Source organism: Bacillus sp. IT-79MI2 (assembly GCF_949768135.1).
In the GTDB taxonomy this organism is placed as follows: domain Bacteria; phylum Bacillota; class Bacilli; order Bacillales; family Bacillaceae_G; genus Bacillus_A; species Bacillus_A pseudomycoides.
In genome coordinates, this window is the sequence record NZ_CATKPV010000011.1 from 144,548 (window position 1) to 160,390 (window position 15,843).

At 33.3% G+C, this 15,843-nt stretch carries 21 protein-coding genes and 1 pseudogene; all 22 read left to right on the forward strand.

Annotated elements, in window-relative coordinates:
• Nucleotide 1 precedes the first annotated feature (1 nt).
• The 22 genes and pseudogenes from ACM6HU_RS00790 to ACM6HU_RS00895 all read left to right on the forward strand — a co-directional run bounded on the left by ACM6HU_RS00790 (nt 2) and on the right by ACM6HU_RS00895 (nt 15,762).
• Nucleotides 2–718 (forward strand): DUF4176 domain-containing protein, encoded by a 717-nt coding sequence (locus ACM6HU_RS00790; RefSeq protein WP_016114216.1) that lies wholly within the window; start codon nt 2–4, stop codon nt 716–718.
• Nucleotides 719–2,743, forward strand: coding sequence for a T7SS effector LXG polymorphic toxin (locus ACM6HU_RS00795; RefSeq protein WP_016132684.1), 2,025 nt, complete (start codon nt 719–721; stop codon nt 2,741–2,743).
• A gap of 18 nt (nt 2,744–2,761) precedes the next feature.
• On the forward strand, nt 2,762–3,118 hold the full coding sequence (locus tag ACM6HU_RS00800; RefSeq protein WP_016114218.1) for a hypothetical protein: 357 nt from the start codon (nt 2,762–2,764) through the stop codon (nt 3,116–3,118).
• A 954-nt stretch (nt 3,119–4,072) separates the two neighbouring features.
• On the forward strand, nt 4,073–4,411 hold the full coding sequence (locus ACM6HU_RS00805; RefSeq protein WP_229161516.1) for a hypothetical protein: 339 nt from the start codon (nt 4,073–4,075) through the stop codon (nt 4,409–4,411).
• 7 nt (nt 4,412–4,418) lie between these two features.
• A complete protein-coding gene (locus ACM6HU_RS00810) occupies nt 4,419–4,811 on the forward strand; it encodes an immunity 22 family protein (protein ID WP_016114220.1) in 393 nt (130 codons plus the stop codon).
• Between the two features lie 333 nt (nt 4,812–5,144).
• Nucleotides 5,145–5,306: pseudogene (locus ACM6HU_RS00815) on the forward strand (MFS transporter); the annotation flags it as partial.
• A 142-nt stretch (nt 5,307–5,448) separates the two neighbouring features.
• Nucleotides 5,449–5,628 carry a hypothetical protein gene (locus ACM6HU_RS00820; protein ID WP_003308916.1) on the forward strand — a complete coding sequence of 60 codons (180 nt, stop codon included), beginning with the start codon at nt 5,449–5,451 and terminating at the stop codon, nt 5,626–5,628.
• A 16-nt stretch (nt 5,629–5,644) separates the two neighbouring features.
• On the forward strand, nt 5,645–6,172 hold the full coding sequence (locus ACM6HU_RS00825; RefSeq protein WP_016114221.1) for an Imm6 family immunity protein: 528 nt from the start codon (nt 5,645–5,647) through the stop codon (nt 6,170–6,172).
• A gap of 233 nt (nt 6,173–6,405) precedes the next feature.
• On the forward strand, nt 6,406–6,975 hold the full coding sequence (locus ACM6HU_RS00830; RefSeq protein WP_016114222.1) for a DNA/RNA non-specific endonuclease: 570 nt from the start codon (nt 6,406–6,408) through the stop codon (nt 6,973–6,975).
• A gap of 1 nt (nt 6,976) precedes the next feature.
• Complete coding sequence (locus ACM6HU_RS00835) at nt 6,977–7,468, forward strand: immunity protein YezG family protein (protein ID WP_016114223.1); 492 nt, start codon at nt 6,977–6,979, stop codon at nt 7,466–7,468.
• 253 nt (nt 7,469–7,721) lie between these two features.
• Nucleotides 7,722–8,561: a hypothetical protein gene (locus ACM6HU_RS00840; protein ID WP_016114225.1), complete on the forward strand. Its 840-nt coding sequence runs from the start codon at nt 7,722–7,724 to the stop codon at nt 8,559–8,561.
• Nucleotides 8,562–8,572: 11 nt separating this feature from the next.
• The gene (locus ACM6HU_RS00845) at nt 8,573–9,019 is read left to right on the forward strand and encodes an SUKH-3 domain-containing protein (RefSeq protein ID WP_016114226.1); all 447 of its coding nucleotides are present in this window, start codon (nt 8,573–8,575) and stop codon (nt 9,017–9,019) included.
• 452 nt (nt 9,020–9,471) lie between these two features.
• Nucleotides 9,472–10,026, forward strand: coding sequence for a DNA/RNA non-specific endonuclease (locus ACM6HU_RS00850; protein ID WP_229161524.1), 555 nt, complete (start codon nt 9,472–9,474; stop codon nt 10,024–10,026).
• Nucleotides 10,027–10,047: 21 nt separating this feature from the next.
• On the forward strand, nt 10,048–10,503 hold the full coding sequence (locus ACM6HU_RS00855; protein ID WP_016114228.1) for an immunity protein YezG family protein: 456 nt from the start codon (nt 10,048–10,050) through the stop codon (nt 10,501–10,503).
• Between the two features lie 366 nt (nt 10,504–10,869).
• A complete protein-coding gene (locus tag ACM6HU_RS00860) occupies nt 10,870–11,484 on the forward strand; it encodes an HNH endonuclease (protein WP_414847947.1) in 615 nt (204 codons plus the stop codon).
• Between the two features lie 17 nt (nt 11,485–11,501).
• Entirely contained in the window at nt 11,502–11,969 is a 468-nt protein-coding gene (locus ACM6HU_RS00865; RefSeq protein WP_016131298.1) for a DUF2004 domain-containing protein, read from the forward strand.
• Nucleotides 11,970–12,126: 157 nt separating this feature from the next.
• The gene (locus ACM6HU_RS00870) at nt 12,127–12,528 is read left to right on the forward strand and encodes an AHH domain-containing protein (protein WP_016114231.1); all 402 of its coding nucleotides are present in this window, start codon (nt 12,127–12,129) and stop codon (nt 12,526–12,528) included.
• A gap of 41 nt (nt 12,529–12,569) precedes the next feature.
• A complete protein-coding gene (locus ACM6HU_RS00875; protein ID WP_414847948.1) occupies nt 12,570–13,709 on the forward strand; it encodes a suppressor of fused domain protein in 1,140 nt (379 codons plus the stop codon).
• 121 nt (nt 13,710–13,830) lie between these two features.
• Entirely contained in the window at nt 13,831–13,965 is a 135-nt protein-coding gene (locus tag ACM6HU_RS00880) for a hypothetical protein (RefSeq protein WP_414847952.1), read from the forward strand.
• A gap of 13 nt (nt 13,966–13,978) precedes the next feature.
• A complete protein-coding gene (locus ACM6HU_RS00885; RefSeq protein ID WP_229170315.1) occupies nt 13,979–14,263 on the forward strand; it encodes an AHH domain-containing protein in 285 nt (94 codons plus the stop codon).
• 22 nt (nt 14,264–14,285) lie between these two features.
• A complete protein-coding gene (locus ACM6HU_RS00890; RefSeq protein ID WP_016114235.1) occupies nt 14,286–14,795 on the forward strand; it encodes an ankyrin repeat domain-containing protein in 510 nt (169 codons plus the stop codon).
• A 511-nt stretch (nt 14,796–15,306) separates the two neighbouring features.
• On the forward strand, nt 15,307–15,762 hold the full coding sequence (locus tag ACM6HU_RS00895) for an immunity protein YezG family protein (RefSeq protein WP_016114236.1): 456 nt from the start codon (nt 15,307–15,309) through the stop codon (nt 15,760–15,762).
• The last annotated feature ends 81 nt before the right edge of the window (nt 15,763–15,843 follow it).

Below are 15,843 nucleotides of genomic sequence, written 5' to 3' on the forward strand. Positions count from 1 at the left end.
TATGGCCGAATATAACAAACGAGAACTTTTAGAGGTTGTTTTACAAAATGACAAAATATTAGATTTAGAGATTACTGACGAACTATTACAAATGGGTAACTTGCTGGGGAATCAGCCTTCCCTTTTTCGTGAAGTTTACAAGGCGTTTCGAAATCAAGAAGATGTCTTTGAAAACAAACCAAAAATTGGTGCGAAATTCTCAGTGACGTTTGATTATCCGAATGAGACAATTCGTTTTGAACGATTAGAAACGCAATTAGACATTCCATTTTCTCAATTTTTACGTTTGATGGGTTTGATTGATGCGTGTTATAGCGAAATTTTGCCGCTAGGTACCGTTGTGGAATTGGACATAGACATGATGCCAGAGGTAATTCAAAATATGTTCAAGAATAGTGAACTCGGAGAACTCGTGATTTTAACAGGACGCAAAGTACCGTTAAGAGAGGGATTTAACGATTATGTGGTAGATTATCTCGGTTACTTGTGGCCATTTGGTGAAATGAGCAACACACCAGCGATTTATGTGTCCAATATGATGATTAAGCGAGTTGTTTCACATGGGATGACGAATGAATGGGAAGAACAATTTGCTTTTACTTTCTTACGAAGTATGCAAGTAGCAAATGGCAAGTTATCCAGTGCCTTTTTACCACTAGATAAAGCGCTCGCTTTCTATGAAGCTATTCATACTTCACCAGAAAGAGAGGCGGATTAAGTGGGCTTTCAAGTAGATTTAAAGGAATTCAAGGAAGTACTGGAAAAACTCCAAAAAGACACCAGTAAAACCAATGAACAACTTGAACAAGCCAAAAACGCATTGAATGGGATTATTCAGGCCGATGCCATGCAGGGTGAAACAGGAAACGCGATTGTCAACGACATCAATAATAACCAAAATGCAGTTGTGATTGGGTTGAAAGATACCAATAAAATTCTTATTAGGGAAATGGTGACAACTTTCCAGGATTTTCAGTCAACAACGGGAGAAACTGATGAGAATGCGGTTATTCTGGAAGATGCATTACTGCAAACACAAAACAAACTTTCCAATCTTCAACCCAAGAAACATGAACTTGATAGTCGCATCTCTAATATTTACAACAGCGTAAGTGATTTGATTTCACTGAGTATGCCGAACAGCCAGTTTGATGAAAAACTGGTTGCAGCCAGCAAAGAACTAGAGGATACGATTCAAAAAGTACAGCAATTTGAAAGCAAAAAAGCAGAAAGCAATGCGGAAAACATTCTCAATGCCCTAAACAAACAAGTTCAAATTGCAGGGGACATGGGCAGTTTATCTTATACTGATCCGCAACTTCGAGCTTTCTTTGCGCAAGATGCGTTGGCAAAAGGCATTCATGAAATGGATACACAAATCACGAATGCGGAAAAAGAAGCGAAACTTGAAGCTGAAAGAGAAATGAAGAAAAAGCAAGAGGAATGGGCGGAAAATCATCCATTGGAGGCTTGGCTTCAAGACCTTTCCAAGAGTGCCGGTGAGAAATGGGATGTATTGAGAAAGGGTACAAAATGGGTAGGGGACAACATTCCTTTACTGAAAGACCTTTCTGATAAAGCCTTGGTGTTAGAGGGTTTTATAGGCGCGGCTGGTTCCGCTATTAGTGGGATAGCGATAGGTGCAACGAAATTAGGTTTCCTAATCGCAGAGCTTGGTGAGTGGGGCTTTAATTCGATACGCGGCGTAGAAACAGAACAATGGAAACTGGACGATATTTACGGAGCAGGTAATACGATAAAAAGTCTTGGACAAGCCATTATCAGCTGGCAGGATTATCCTAAGTATGGTAAGGCACTAGTTAACTCCGTAAAAGGTTATGTGGAAAAAGCATTGACCGATCCTTATGCTCTTGGTGGCGCGATATTTGATATTGGTAGTTGTTTTGTCGGCGTTGGTGAAGTAACCGCCGCAGTGAAAGGAACAGCTGCATTCGGAAAATTCGCAGAGGGTACAAAAGTCTTTCAGGTAGCCGCGAAAAATAGTAAAATAGTTGGTAAGTTGGAAGAAGTAACGGCATTAATGAATAAGTTGCCGAGTAGTATGAAGAATGTCGTGGAGAAGATTAAAAATATTGAGATCCCGAATTTTGGCCCTAAAACTTCGTTTGCTGGCATTGGGAATGGAGGAGGCGGAGGATTAGACGCTCTGAAAGATGCTTATCAGTTTATGAAGGAGAATGGGGAGAAGGTTTTTGGTAAGGGTGAAGCTTTGGGGAATAAAAAAGTAGCAGTAGGAGAAGAGATTATTGCCCAAAGGGTACTGAAAGCAGAACTTGATTTAACACCAAAACTTACACCATACAAATCTTTAAGTAGGGGTCAGCAGAAAAAAATAAAAGAAAAGATTGAAAATCGTACAGTAACAAAAGAAGAATATAAAAGATATCAATGGGATAAAAGATTTTCAAAAAGAAGAGCTGCAGGGGTTAATGAATTTTGGAAGCAAGAAAAGAAAAGAATTTTAGATGGAGAACCTACAACAAGGGATTGGACTAATGAACAGATACAAGAGATTTTAAAAGGAAAAAAACCTCAATATAATGGGAAATCAATAATTGGGCATCATACTTACAATGCTATGAATTATCCACATATATGTAATAGAGGAGAATTAATTTATCCTGTAACTGGCAGGGAACATTTAAAGGGTTGGCATGGCGGAAGCTATAGAAAAAATGCACCTGGTAGACCTGTTAATCCAAACTATTTAGAAGAATTTTAATGGAAAGGAGAATAATAGATGAGTAAAATGGCAATTAAAATAGGCTCTAATGGTTTATTTAGTAAATGTGTAGTACCCTTAAGAAAGTACACTGGTTTAGGGATTACAGAGATAAAAAATAAAATTGAAAACAAAGATTTTTTTGCCGAAACAGATGCAAATGATATTGATGATATGGAAAATTTAAAAGGATTAGTTGATAACTTGTTGAAGTTAGGTGCGGAAGTGAAAATATTTGATAGCGATGAATACGGTGAAGGAATTTTCGATTACCAAGAAATTTCTTACGGCGAATTTATAAATAATATTGACCGGTTAAAAGAAATTATGGAAGAATTACAGGATTACGATGATGCTTTGTCTGACGAAGTTTAATTGGTCTTAATAATTATTATTTTAAAAATATATGTTAAGAGCTTGTGTTAGTAAAGCAACATAAGCGAGTGATAAAGCACATGGTTCTAAAACTATACATACAAAAGCACATAAGAAAAATGGATGAAAAAGAATGTATTTTTGAAGTGGATAGAAAAATATATGGTGTTTGAAAATATATACTCCATGATGGTTGTACCATCATGGAGTACTGTTTGCAACGATAGAATAGAAAACGAAGTACGAGCTTAGGCGAGATGACATTTTATATGGCGATGAATATAAACACATGGAATGTATATGAAACTAATGAACTCGTACAAACTCGTAAGTTTTAATGTAGTAGTTGTCACGACATATAAAAGGTGTCATACTGTTACCATAAAACTTAAAAACATATGAACTTAAAGCGCTTGATTGTCTACGAAAGGCAACAAGTGCTTTTTTTGTGGTTTAACGTGAAAATTTAAAAGAGCACTATAATTTTATAAGTGAGCTAAGTGTTAATTTTTATAGATTGTAATGGTTGTAAACAGTGTATGACGATAGTAGAGGAAAAAATAAAGGGTTGTGTTATGTTTTGAAGTCATCGTAAAGTACGTTTTAACGGATGAACATTATGCACACGTTATCCGCAAAAAATGGGTAAACTTTACAGGGACTTTAATTGCTGTAATGGGAGAGGACTCAATATGAAAGAGAAAGTAGTTGGTTATGTACGAATTTCAACTGAGTATATGGAATGATGAAATATAAAATGTCATATGAATTGCCGGTAGTACAAGAGAAATAAGTAGTTTAATAAGGTTTTACATGGTTTGCTTTTTGTTGTGAGAGTTTAAGATTACAACATAGGGTACGGGTGAAGATATAGGAAAAATAAATATTCCTTCCATTAGGAATGGAGAGTTCAATAAATGGTTTGACGATTTATCTTCAGAAGATTTTAATAAAATGTGGGAAAACCCTAAGTTAAGAAAAAGAATTGAAGATAGAATTCGAAGATCGGGAGGATATCATGAGTGGCATTTGGTGGCAAGAACTCCAAAGTTTAAAGAGTGGGGAATATCAATGAATGATATAAAAGAAATGAGAACTTTAACAAAAGATGTAAAATTTGTTAATCCATCTGGTGTTCATGGTGGAGAAGGTTCTACAGTAGCTCATAATCAAATTCTAAGAATTATAGATACATCAAAAGATTATGAAACCTTTGTAAAAGGATTGAATAATTGGGCAGAAGATAGATTGGAAAGCGGAAAAATGGGATTACCAATTGAATTAAGGAGGTAGTAAAATTATGAATGACCATGTATCAATATGGATTGGGAATTTTGAGAGTAAGGAAGAGTTAATGAATTATACAAATATTGAGTATACAGAAGATGGAGATAGTATTTCTTCAGCTTTCGAAAAAGACTTTAACTTAGATTATTATGATCGCGATTTAATTGAAAAGAAATGGATTAGTAAATCGACAAACAGTGTGAAGGATTTATTAGATGGATTTTCTTACTCCGATCAATTTTTAGAACAATTGGATACTATAAGATATAGTGAAGAATTTAATACTGCTATTCTAATTTACAATTTGGAATATGATGCTCAAAAAACAAAAAGTAAATTTAAAAATAGTGATTTGAAGTTTATTGGTGTTGCACAATATACAATTACTGTAGATGATAGATGGTAATTTTTTAAACCTTATGAAAGTATGTGAGTTAAATTAAGTGGATTAAAAACCTTGAGTGGCTGGTTGCCTTTCAAGGTTTTTTTACTTTAGTTTAAATTAAATAAGCTAATATTTGAGTGGGACAATTTGAAGATGATCTGTTTGAGAATCGAAAGCTCATGATGGTTGTACCATCAAGGCATTTTTTTAATATTTGCTTTGCGAGGTAAATACGATAAGTATGTGAGATGACATGACATGGCATTTTATATGGCAGGTGTAGTTTATGATATGCAATAGCTAAAAACTAAAGAGAATGACAAAGCTCGTGGTGATAAAGTACGGCTAACTTAAAAAGGTGAAGCGATGAGAGTAATTGAAAAATATCCCGATATATTACACAAAACACTTGAATTGGCTGAACACAATTCCAGATCGGCGAAAGTTGTAGGAAATGTATGTGTAGAAATGCTTGAAAAGGACGAACAATTACGTGAAAGATTAAGTAAGTTGTAGAAATCACCATACAGAAGAAGGTGTAATAGCTGAATTTGAAGATGCTGTAAAAAAAGCAGGTCTTAAACCAGAAGGTGTGAAGGGGATACTATACATGCATTAATCTAATCCAAATGGAATTTGTAATAAATGTACAAAGGGTTTGTTTGACTCTGTTCCAGATGATAAAAGAGGAATATTTAAGAAATTGACGGATATGTATCCAAATTTGAAAATTAAAGTATCAACTGAAATAGATCCAAGCTTACAATACCCAAGAGATACATTATCTTTTGAGGTAATAAATGGATTGATAGAAAATGTGGTTAAAATAAGAAAATAGGTGGGGAATGATAGTCATGGATTTTATTAATAAGCTCAATATAGAGGCCAAAGTTGCATTAGGATTGATAATAGCAGAAAATATGTTTAATATGATAAATATGGATGAAGATGGATATAAAACTGGTAGAGAAGCGCTAAATTTCTGTTGGAAGTGGCTTGAAGGTGAAAAAATCGATGCTGATGATTTGTGTAACTATATAGACAGCGAAGATTATATAGATGTAGCTGAATTTGCGAACGAAGAAAAAGATGTACAAAAACAGTATGCATGGTATTCAGTATTAGATGCTGTGTCTTATACAATTTATCAAGCGTATAAAAAGGAAAAAAGAAAATTCGTTCCTCAAGTGGTTGAAATAATTGATGATGAAACGTTAAAAATATTAGGTGAAAATGCGATTGAATCTGGTTATTTTAAGATTGAAAGTTTAAATAATATAAAAAAATACCTATTAGAAAATTACTCATTAAGCGGTAGTGTCGAAACCGGTAATTATATAAAAAGGGATATCTTACCATTAATCAAAAAGCATAAAAAGTAATCTTATCCATGTCAAGTAGACAATATTAAAAAAACTAAGCAGCTATGATAGTTTGGAAAAGTCAATAAAAAAGAATTTTAAGATAACTATGAAAGTAGGGTGTATGGTAATGAAGCTGTTAGTGCATATGGTAATAACATGATGAGAAATTACACCAACTTTAGAACTATCATAGATAATATAATAGTTGTTACCTTATAATGCACCAAATGGTTTGACTTAGTAAGCGGTAATTGGTAACCCAGTTATCGCTTTTTGTTTTAACTAAGGGTACGGGTAATCCTCCTAAGATAACGGAAATAAAAGAGGAGGATCTTGGTAAGCATATTATTAAAGGGAAAAATGGAAGGAAAGAACTTGCACCAAACGTGCGCTATATCACTGAGGATGGTTATAAATATACAACAGATGAGCTTGGTAGAATAGTAGATGTTGAGGCAGAAGAACTAATACTTCAAAAAGGAAAACGAAATACAGGAATGCAAGTGGCTGCAGGACGAGAAGATAGGTTGCCTGATGATGATGGGGGTCACTTGATAGGAACACAATTTCACGGATCCGGTGACATTGATAATTTAGTCGCTCAAAATAAACAAATTAATCGTTCTGGTGGAGAATGGTATAATATGGAGAAGGAGTGGGCTAATGCATTAGGTGGAAATCCCCTTAAAAAAGTGTCAGTAAAAATTGAACCAGTATATAGTGGGCAATCAATGAGACCAAATTCGTTCATGGTAGAATATCAAATTCAAGGGAAGAAACCGGTTATACGTGAAATTTTAAATAAAGCAGGAGGTAAATAATATGTCATTTGAAAATGAATTAAATAAACTTTATCGTAAAATTGCTGAAAAGATAAACGATATGATACCTGTTGAATGGGAAGAGTTTTACTTTAATGGTGAGGTGAAAGATGGGGAAGGAGGAGTTTATTTTTTCTATACAACCTTAGATGCAAAACAAGAATATAAATATTCACACTATATACCTAGAATGTATAATGTTGATAGAAAAATTTATAATCAATTTCTACATGAATTATTTGATTTGACAGTTCAATTACAACAAGTATTTATTGATAATCAACAAGAGGCGTGGTTTTCAGTTACAATGATGGTGAATGGTGAAGGGAAATTAAAAGTTCGATTTAGTTATGTTAACTGGAATGATTCAGAATTTGGACCTTCAGATAGAATTGAATATTTTGAGTATAAATATTTAAATAGAGAACTAACAGATGAAATAGACAAAGAACTGATGGCAAGAATGGAAAAGTATGAAGAAGAGCGGTCTTAATAAAAAAACATCATTGAGTTTTTTATATTAGGACCGAATACATGAATGAAAAACAAAGTATATGTGAAGTGTATAGAAAAAATGATAAGGTGTTTGAAAATACATACTCCATGATGGTTGTATCTTACAAACTTAGAAAACAAATGAACTTAAAGCACTTGATTGTCAATTAAAGGCAACAAGTGCTTTTTTAATTGATTGGTATGCTTTAACGTTATAAATAGTTGGTAAGTTGGAAGAAGTAACGGCATTCATGAATAAGTTGCCGTATAGTATGAAGAATGTCGGGGAGAAGATTAAAAATATTGAAATCCCAAATTTATTCCATGAACCTTTGTTAGCTGGTGTTGGGAATGGAGGAGGAAGAAACGCACTTGGTGGAGAGTTATTTTCTGTTGCTAAGAGTGAAACTAAGGGGCAAGCGCAAAATGCAAACCGGTTATCTGGGGAGAAACTTCCTGCAGAGGGGGTTACTGGAGCTGATAGGTTAAAGCAGCTCAATTTGCAAAATTCTAGAGAAACAATGATAACTGACTTAGATAACTATAGAAAAGTTTTACGCAAAAACGGGGATGCAAAGGATATAAGCAAAATTTTTGCTATTGTGGATACGGAAAATCCATCTTTGAAAGGTATTGCAGGTAGTGGGAATTGGAAGTATAATCCAACTATAATTGATCATAGAGGGATTGATCCTAGAGGATTTTGTAAAACACCCGGAGATTACACTAAGTATTATAGAAGTCTATTATTAGAAAAGTATATAGATAGTTTACCTGATAGCTTTTTTATTGGAAAAAATAAAGAATTTATAAGAGAAGATATGGCAAAATTAAGAGCTAGTATAGAAAAAGTAAGAGCAGAAGCAGAAAAGTTAAGACCGCTTAATAAGTATGGAGAACCGAGCTTTCAATATGAGTGGAATATTGATAAATGTGCAGAGGTTTGGAGCGCAAGAGATGCAATATTAAAAGGCGCAAGATATGATAATTTTATCGTTAGAACGGAAAACTTACGAGGTGGTTTTGCTGAACCTTGTGAGAATTGTAGTAGAACGTTTTTTGATTTCTATAATATTGATAATGATAAATAGGAGGAATGAATATGGGAATATCAAATAAGACAATAGAAGAATTGAAAAAAGCGGGATGGTATGAGGGTAGAAAAATAGACATATCAGAAAATGTAAAGTTTCTTGAAGAAAGAGGCTTTGAAGTTTTTGAAAGTGCAAAAAAATTTATGGAGGAGTTTGGAGAATTACGAATCAATGTTGAAAAAATTTGGCCAGATGGATTGGTCATATCTAAACATACCACTTGCATTAAGGAAGTGATAGGTGTGTTAGATAGTTCGTGTTTTGGTTTAGAAAATTTTATTGATGATAAAGTTATTCCTATAGGCTCACTCTATAATTTTGAAATAGATTTATACATATCAGAATCAGGAAGAATATTTGAATCAACAGGTTGGGCAGGAGAGAATGCTTTAGAAGCATTGGATAATATTTTTCGTGAAAAAGGAACAGTGATTTGGGATAAATTTGAAGAATAATAATTTTCTAATGCAAAATTATGTCCTAACCTAACCTACTGCATAATTGTAATTAAGCAGTGAGTAGGTGAAAGAGTAATAGATAAAAATTAAAAAGTGATTTTAAGTTGATAGAACTGAAAACTAGTTTTAAAATACCTTGCTACTTAATCATCTTTTGCTCTAAATGAAAGATGTAGAGAAAAGAAAAAATAAATTTATATTATAACTAAGAATAGAACCAATGTCTCTAATGGAAGGAGCGTTGGTTCTATTTTTATGCAAAGAAGTTGGAGGATTAATAATAATGTATCTGAATGTAGAAAGAAAAACAGACATGACCATATACAAACGTAAAACTAGTTAGAGAAAATCTGGATTCAAGGCTGCAGCCAGCAGGAGATTTTGATACATCTGTAGCAAATAATCAGTGGCTTGAGAAAAAAACAGCACCGTTTTTTGAAAACTTGAATTTGAAGAGTGGTTCGAAGGATTTAGAATTAAAAGAATTTACTAAGGGTACGGGTAAAGGTAGTGCTGGAGTAAGTGAAGTTAAAACATTAGTGGACAAAGAAAAACAGTTTACAAACGGTAGGAAAAATAGGTTGAAACCGAATGTTAGGTATAAAACAGGGGAATACGACTATTTTTATGAAGCAGATAACCTTGGAAGAATTGAAAAATTTGAAACAGATAAGCTACAATTAACTGAAAGAGAGAAGAGATTATCACATAGTAAAAATACACCCGGTAAAGTAAAAGGACAAGACCATGCAGGGCATTTAGCAGGTGATAGATTTGGGGGATCACCTAAAATTGATAATTTGGTTTCGCAATTATCTGATGTTAATTTGAAGCAATATAAGAAGATTGAAGAAGAATGGGCTGCAGTTTTGAAAGCAGAACCCCCTAAAGAAGTAACTGTTGATGTTGAAATTGTTTATTCTGGAAATGATATGCGCCCAAAAGAATTTATAGTTAATTATTCTATTGATGGTAAATGGGGATTTGAAGTTATTGAGAATTAATCTAAGGAGTGAAAAAGTAATATGAAAGAATTTGAAGATAAGTTTAGTGAATTGCAATCAGATATGATAGCTATATGTATGGAATTTGTTGAAGATAGAGCCGATAAAGTATATGTTTATGCTTCATGTGAAGAAGGTATTATTTCAGGTAGATTCTTTTATTTAATTAATAATAAGTATGTAAAGCCTCATAAAGTGAATGATGCATTGGAGAATGGGGATGAAAGATATGATGTATCTCCAAAGCGAGGGTTTACGGTATTGCGTATAATATGTGAAGACATCAAAAAAATAAAAGAATTGTGCAAAGAATATGAAAGAGACATACCAACGGAGATGAAATTAATATATGATGTTAAGAGTGGTAATTTCAAAGCTGGGTACAAGTATGATTTAGTATATACGAATGATGATATTAAAACAGCAGATCATATTGCTGATGAGTGGTTTGAAGAAGTGAAAAATAATAACCTTTAAAAGGTTTACAGTAATAGTTATATCTAAGTTGAATGGACAATTCATGGTGGTTGTACCATCATGGGGCACTATATGCAATTCTAGAATAGAAAACGAAGTACGAGATTAAGCGAGATGACGTTTTAAGCACATGGAATGTATATGAAACTAATGAACTCGTACAAACTCGTAAGTTTTAACGTAGTAGTTTTTATGACATACAAAAGGTGTCATACTTTTACTGCAAGACTTACAAGTTTATGCTACTTAAAAATAGATGAACTTAAAGCACTTGATTGTCTATGATAGGCAACAAGTGTTTTTTTAATTGATTGGTATGCTTTAACTTTATAAATAGTTGGTAAGTTGGAAGAAGTAACGGCATTCATGAATAAGTTGCCGTATAGTATGAAGAATGTCGGGGAGAAGATTAAAAATATTCATATCCCGAATGTATTCCCTGAACCTTTGGCAGCTGGTGTTGGGAATGTAGGAGAAAGAAAAACACTTGGAACGTTATTTTCTGTTGCTAAGATTGAAACCAAGGGTACGGGTAATAGAGATGCTGATATTCCACCAGCCTTCAAGCAAGAGGAATTTGCTAGTACATATGATTCAAGATTCAAGCAAACACCCGCAGAAACGAATTCAAATGTCGTTTTTGAAGGGGCTAGAGGTGAGTCTTTATGTACCCTAAAACCACCACCAGATCCTACGTTACAGAAAATCTTAAATGAAGCTGGTATTAATGGAATTGAGTATAAAAATGGAGTTCCTGATTTTTCACCTGTAGCAAAAGCACAATTTGAAATTGAATACATGTTAGGTGGGACCGGCAAGAACGGAACAAAAGCTAGAACTATTAATTTTAAACAAGCAGATCCAAAGTTGGCTGAACAACTTAACAATTCACCAGAGTTGGCAAGCAAGTTTGGGCATCTTGGCGGCGTAGGAGAGATAAATGCAGGAGCGTTTAAGTCAGGAGAATTTGCCAATAAATAGAAAGGGGAAAATTCAAAATGAAAATAAATGATGCAGTTTTTGGTGAGCTTGAATATGATTATGTCTGGAGTAGAGATACTACCATTAAGTTTTGCGGAAAAGAAGCCGATATTGCTTTGATGATAGATGGTGAAGAAGATGGAGAATTTAGTGAAAAACAGTATGCTTCGTATAATTCTTTAATACAAAATTGGGGACATCTTCAACAAAGTATTTTGCAACCAATTCTAGATTATTACAAACAAAAACGACATGAGCTGGGGTATGATGTTTCATATAATGAAAATTATCCTTTAATTGGAACGATTGATCAGCTTCTTGAAAAGATCAAGCTAGTGGGGATTTATGTCCCATCTGCTAGACGCTTTGAAGGCAGATATATTGGACTAACATTTGACTGTACATGGGACATGGAAAATGGGGTAGGCATTCGTCTAATAAATGAAGAAGTAGCTAGGGTAGGATACCAAGATGTTGCAATTTAAGCATTACTATTTGTAAGGGATACACATAACAGAATATAAAAAATTGGTTTTTGGAAATTGATAGCAAAGACAACGGAGATAGATACTAGAAATCTCTGCTGTTTTTTTATGCAAATGGAAAAATTAATCTTGAAGGTTATTTCTATCTTACATACTATTGAGGTCTTTTACTAAAGATATTGAATTTGTAAATCCATCTGGTAAGGGTACGGGTAAGAATAATATAAGTGATGTTGATATAGATATTGATAATTTTAACTTTGGTAAATATTTTAAAAACCATATTGGTGACCCTCCTAAAGAAATGAAAGATCCTTATGCACATCACATTCTTTTTAAGAAAGGTCGTGGAAAAGCTCAACAAGAGTTTGATAAGGAAGGACAAGAAATTTTAAAAGAATTTAACATAGATCCAATTTTAGGACTTAAAAATTTGACTTGGACACCAAATAGAGCTAAAGGACAACATGGTATTGAGGCAATTCAAAAAGTTGTAGATGATATTAAAGCAGTAAAAAATAATGGCGGTGATCGGGATGATATGATGTGCAACACTTGAAGAATTAGGTAACATAGCCGCCAAAAGGAGATAGTGATAATATGGAAAATATCCAACTAGCTAAAGAAATTCGTACAGATATTAAGCAAAATAATGTTGAGGGTGTAGTTGAGTTAATTGGTTCAGATATGGAGCTCTTGAATATATCGATGAGACCGTTTGGAACTCTTCTTCATGTTGCAGCCACACATGGAAAGCTTGAAATAGTCAAGCGACTTATAGAATTAGGTGCTGACATAAATAAGCGCGGTGGTGTATATGGTGGTGGGGCACTTAACCAAGCGGCTTCAAAAGGCCAGTTTGAAATTGTCAGGTATCTATTGACTTGTGGAGCTGAAATGGATGTGAGTGAACCGGAAAGGAATCCTTTGTTTGGTGCTATTCAGGGTGGATATATAGATATTGTAAAACTTCTGATTGAAAATGGAATTGACATTCACGTTAAGTACACGGGAGAATATATGAAAAATATGGATGCGTTAGCATTTGCACATGAACAAGGGCAAATAGAAATAGCGAATTTATTAGATTCTACTAAAAAAGTGGTATATAAAGATACTGGGGAAAATGCAAAAACTGATATTTTAGATTATATAACAGAACAATTTGGTCCCATTAATGATACAATCAGTGAAATCATACCTGGTAGTAAAGTATCAATTGATATTCAAATTATATTGCCATCAAAAGAACGTGATTTTATAACTCTTGTGACTACTGGGATGAGTGATTTTACAATGGATGATTCAGAAGACAATAAGGGATTTAAGTATGCTGAATTAGTATTAAAGTTGCCTGCAAATTGGCCAATAAGCAAAGCAGAATTGGCGAACAAAGATAATTATTGGCCTTTGAAGTGGTTGAGAATGGCTGCTCACATACCTCGCAAATATGATGGATGGTTAGAGGAAGGGGTCATTCTCCCAAATGGAGAACCTCCAATGCCATTTGCTTCTAATACAGAATTATCATGTATTTTAATCGATAAATCTAAAGAGGTAAGAAGTTTTATAGATTCAGAAAATAGAATAATTAATTTTTATACTTTAATGCCCATTTATACAGAAGAAAGAATAAGTGCTTTACAAAAAGGACATGAATATTTAATGGGAAAATTTGATGAATTTGGTGTTTTAGATGTACTTGATATAAAAAGAGAAAACATTGGTTTAAAGGAATAAGACTAGAGATGTTACTTTTACTTGTTATAACATGTTTGATATGAAAGATTATTATGCTAGTATCCATTGACCATGGGTACTGGTTTTTTTAACAGATATACAAAATTTTAACATTGAGTATATGATTTTGAATGAAATAGAAAATTTAAAAGGATTAGTTGATAACTTGTTGAAATTAGGGGCAGAAGTGAAAACATTTGATAGTGATGAATACGATGAAGAACTTTTTGATTATCAAGAGATTTCTTACAGGTGACCCATCTGTTGCCATGAAAAATCCATATGTACATCATATTTTATTTAAAAAAGGCCTTGGTCAGAAGCAACAAGAACTGGTTCGAGAAGGTCAAGGAATATTAAGAAGGTATGGGATAGACCCAATAATTGGTGAAGAAAACCTTGTTTGGGCACCAAATGCTGTAATAGGACAACATAATTTTGATGCTTTGGAGGAAGTAGTGAATCGGTTAAGAGTTGTTGAAGCAATAGACGGTGACTTTGATGATATTGTTGAAACTCTTAAAGATTTAGGAGACATAGCTAGTACAAGATAGTAGAGATACAGGAGGTAATGTTATGGATGAAAAAAGTTTAAATAAAACAATAAGAAATGCAATTAAAATTGGTGATATTAATGAAGTAAAACGTTTAATAGGAGATAATCCAGAATCTTTACATTCAATGACACCATTTGGTACGTGGATACATGTTGCAGCAAAGAAAGGGCATTTTGGAATAGTGGAATATTTAATCCATAAAGGAATCGATGTTAATACAAAAGGTGATATATTTGATGCTTCCCCTTTAAGATTGGCAGCAGGAGCTGGGCATTTGGAGATAGTAAAGTATTTAATTGAGACTGGCGCAGAATTAGATGTGAGCTTAGCAAAAAGAAATCCATTATTCGGTGCGATTTATGGTGGATATAAAGAAGTAGCTGAGTTTCTAGTTGAAAAAGGAATAGATATTTCAATTAGATACACTGGAGAAAATATTAAGAATATGAATGCTTATGAATATGCTAGAGAATTTGGGCAAACAGAAATTGCTGAATATTTAAAGCAGAAAATGGATGAAAAAGAATAGGCTGTTAAAAAGTACATACTCCATGATGGTTGTACCATCATAAAGTATTACGTGCAATGATAGAACTGAAAACGAAGTACGACCTTAGGTGAGATGACATTTTATTGGGCGATGAATATTAATACATGGAATCTATATGAAACTAACCAACTCGTACAAGCTCGTAAGTTTTAACGTATTACTTGTCACGATATATAAAAGGTGTCAAACTGTTACTACAAAACTTACAAAATTAACGATACTTAAAAACATATGAACTTAAAGCGCTTGATTGTCTATGAAAGGCAACAAGTGCTTTTTTGCGTTTTAGCATAGAAAAGATACATTATATTTTTATAAATTCATGAAGTGTTTTATAGATTATAATGGCTATGTATAAAGTAAGAGCGTAGTAGAGAAATATTATAAAAAGTGTCAAAGCAATAACCAACCATGGATTAGTAGCAAAATTGCACTTGGTAAGCAAGACTCTTCAGTTCTAAAGAATTAATCTAAGGAGTGAAAAAGTAGTATGAGAGAATTTGAAGATAAATTTAGTGATTTGCAAGCGGATATGATATCTATATGTATGGAATATGTTGAAGATAGAGCTGATAAGGTGTATATCTACGCCTCACGTGAGGCAGGAATTATTTCGGGAAGTTTCTTTTATTGCATTAACAATAAACATGTAGAACGTCATAAAGTAAATGATGCATTGGAAGATGGAGATGAAAGATACGATGTGTCTACAAAACGACAGTCTATGGTATTGCGTATCATATGTGAAGATATTGAAAAAATTGAAGAATTATACAAAGAATATGAACGAGACATGCCAACGGAGATGAAATTAATATATGATGTTCATAGTGGCAACTTTAAAGCTAAATATAAGTATGATTTAGTATATACGAATGATGATGTTAAAACAGTTAGCCATATTGCTGATGAGTGGTTTGAGGAAGTGAAAAATAATAACCTTTAAATTGTTCAGGGTTAAAGATATGTTCGAATTGATTTAGTTCATGATCACAAACACAAAATAAGTGACAAAGAACACGTTATT

Coding starts and splice junctions, on each gene's coding strand:
- ACM6HU_RS00855 (WP_016114228.1), top strand. CDS start 10,048: ATGAAAGAATTTGAAGATAAGTTTAGTGAATTGCAATCAGATATGATA.
- ACM6HU_RS00845 (WP_016114226.1), top strand. CDS start 8,573: ATGGGAATATCAAATAAGACAATAGAAGAATTGAAAAAAGCGGGATGG.
- ACM6HU_RS00805 (WP_229161516.1), top strand. CDS start 4,073: ATGTGGGAAAACCCTAAGTTAAGAAAAAGAATTGAAGATAGAATTCGA.
- ACM6HU_RS00860 (WP_414847947.1), top strand. CDS start 10,870: ATGAATAAGTTGCCGTATAGTATGAAGAATGTCGGGGAGAAGATTAAA.
- ACM6HU_RS00880 (WP_414847952.1), top strand. CDS start 13,831: ATGATTTTGAATGAAATAGAAAATTTAAAAGGATTAGTTGATAACTTG.
- ACM6HU_RS00800 (WP_016114218.1), top strand. CDS start 2,762: ATGAGTAAAATGGCAATTAAAATAGGCTCTAATGGTTTATTTAGTAAA.
- ACM6HU_RS00835 (WP_016114223.1), top strand. CDS start 6,977: ATGTCATTTGAAAATGAATTAAATAAACTTTATCGTAAAATTGCTGAA.
- ACM6HU_RS00875 (WP_414847948.1), top strand. CDS start 12,570: ATGGAAAATATCCAACTAGCTAAAGAAATTCGTACAGATATTAAGCAA.
- ACM6HU_RS00840 (WP_016114225.1), top strand. CDS start 7,722: ATGAATAAGTTGCCGTATAGTATGAAGAATGTCGGGGAGAAGATTAAA.
- ACM6HU_RS00825 (WP_016114221.1), top strand. CDS start 5,645: ATGGATTTTATTAATAAGCTCAATATAGAGGCCAAAGTTGCATTAGGA.
- ACM6HU_RS00865 (WP_016131298.1), top strand. CDS start 11,502: ATGAAAATAAATGATGCAGTTTTTGGTGAGCTTGAATATGATTATGTC.
- ACM6HU_RS00890 (WP_016114235.1), top strand. CDS start 14,286: ATGGATGAAAAAAGTTTAAATAAAACAATAAGAAATGCAATTAAAATT.
- ACM6HU_RS00790 (WP_016114216.1), top strand. CDS start 2: ATGGCCGAATATAACAAACGAGAACTTTTAGAGGTTGTTTTACAAAAT.
- ACM6HU_RS00810 (WP_016114220.1), top strand. CDS start 4,419: ATGAATGACCATGTATCAATATGGATTGGGAATTTTGAGAGTAAGGAA.
- ACM6HU_RS00895 (WP_016114236.1), top strand. CDS start 15,307: ATGAGAGAATTTGAAGATAAATTTAGTGATTTGCAAGCGGATATGATA.
- ACM6HU_RS00885 (WP_229170315.1), top strand. CDS start 13,979: ATGAAAAATCCATATGTACATCATATTTTATTTAAAAAAGGCCTTGGT.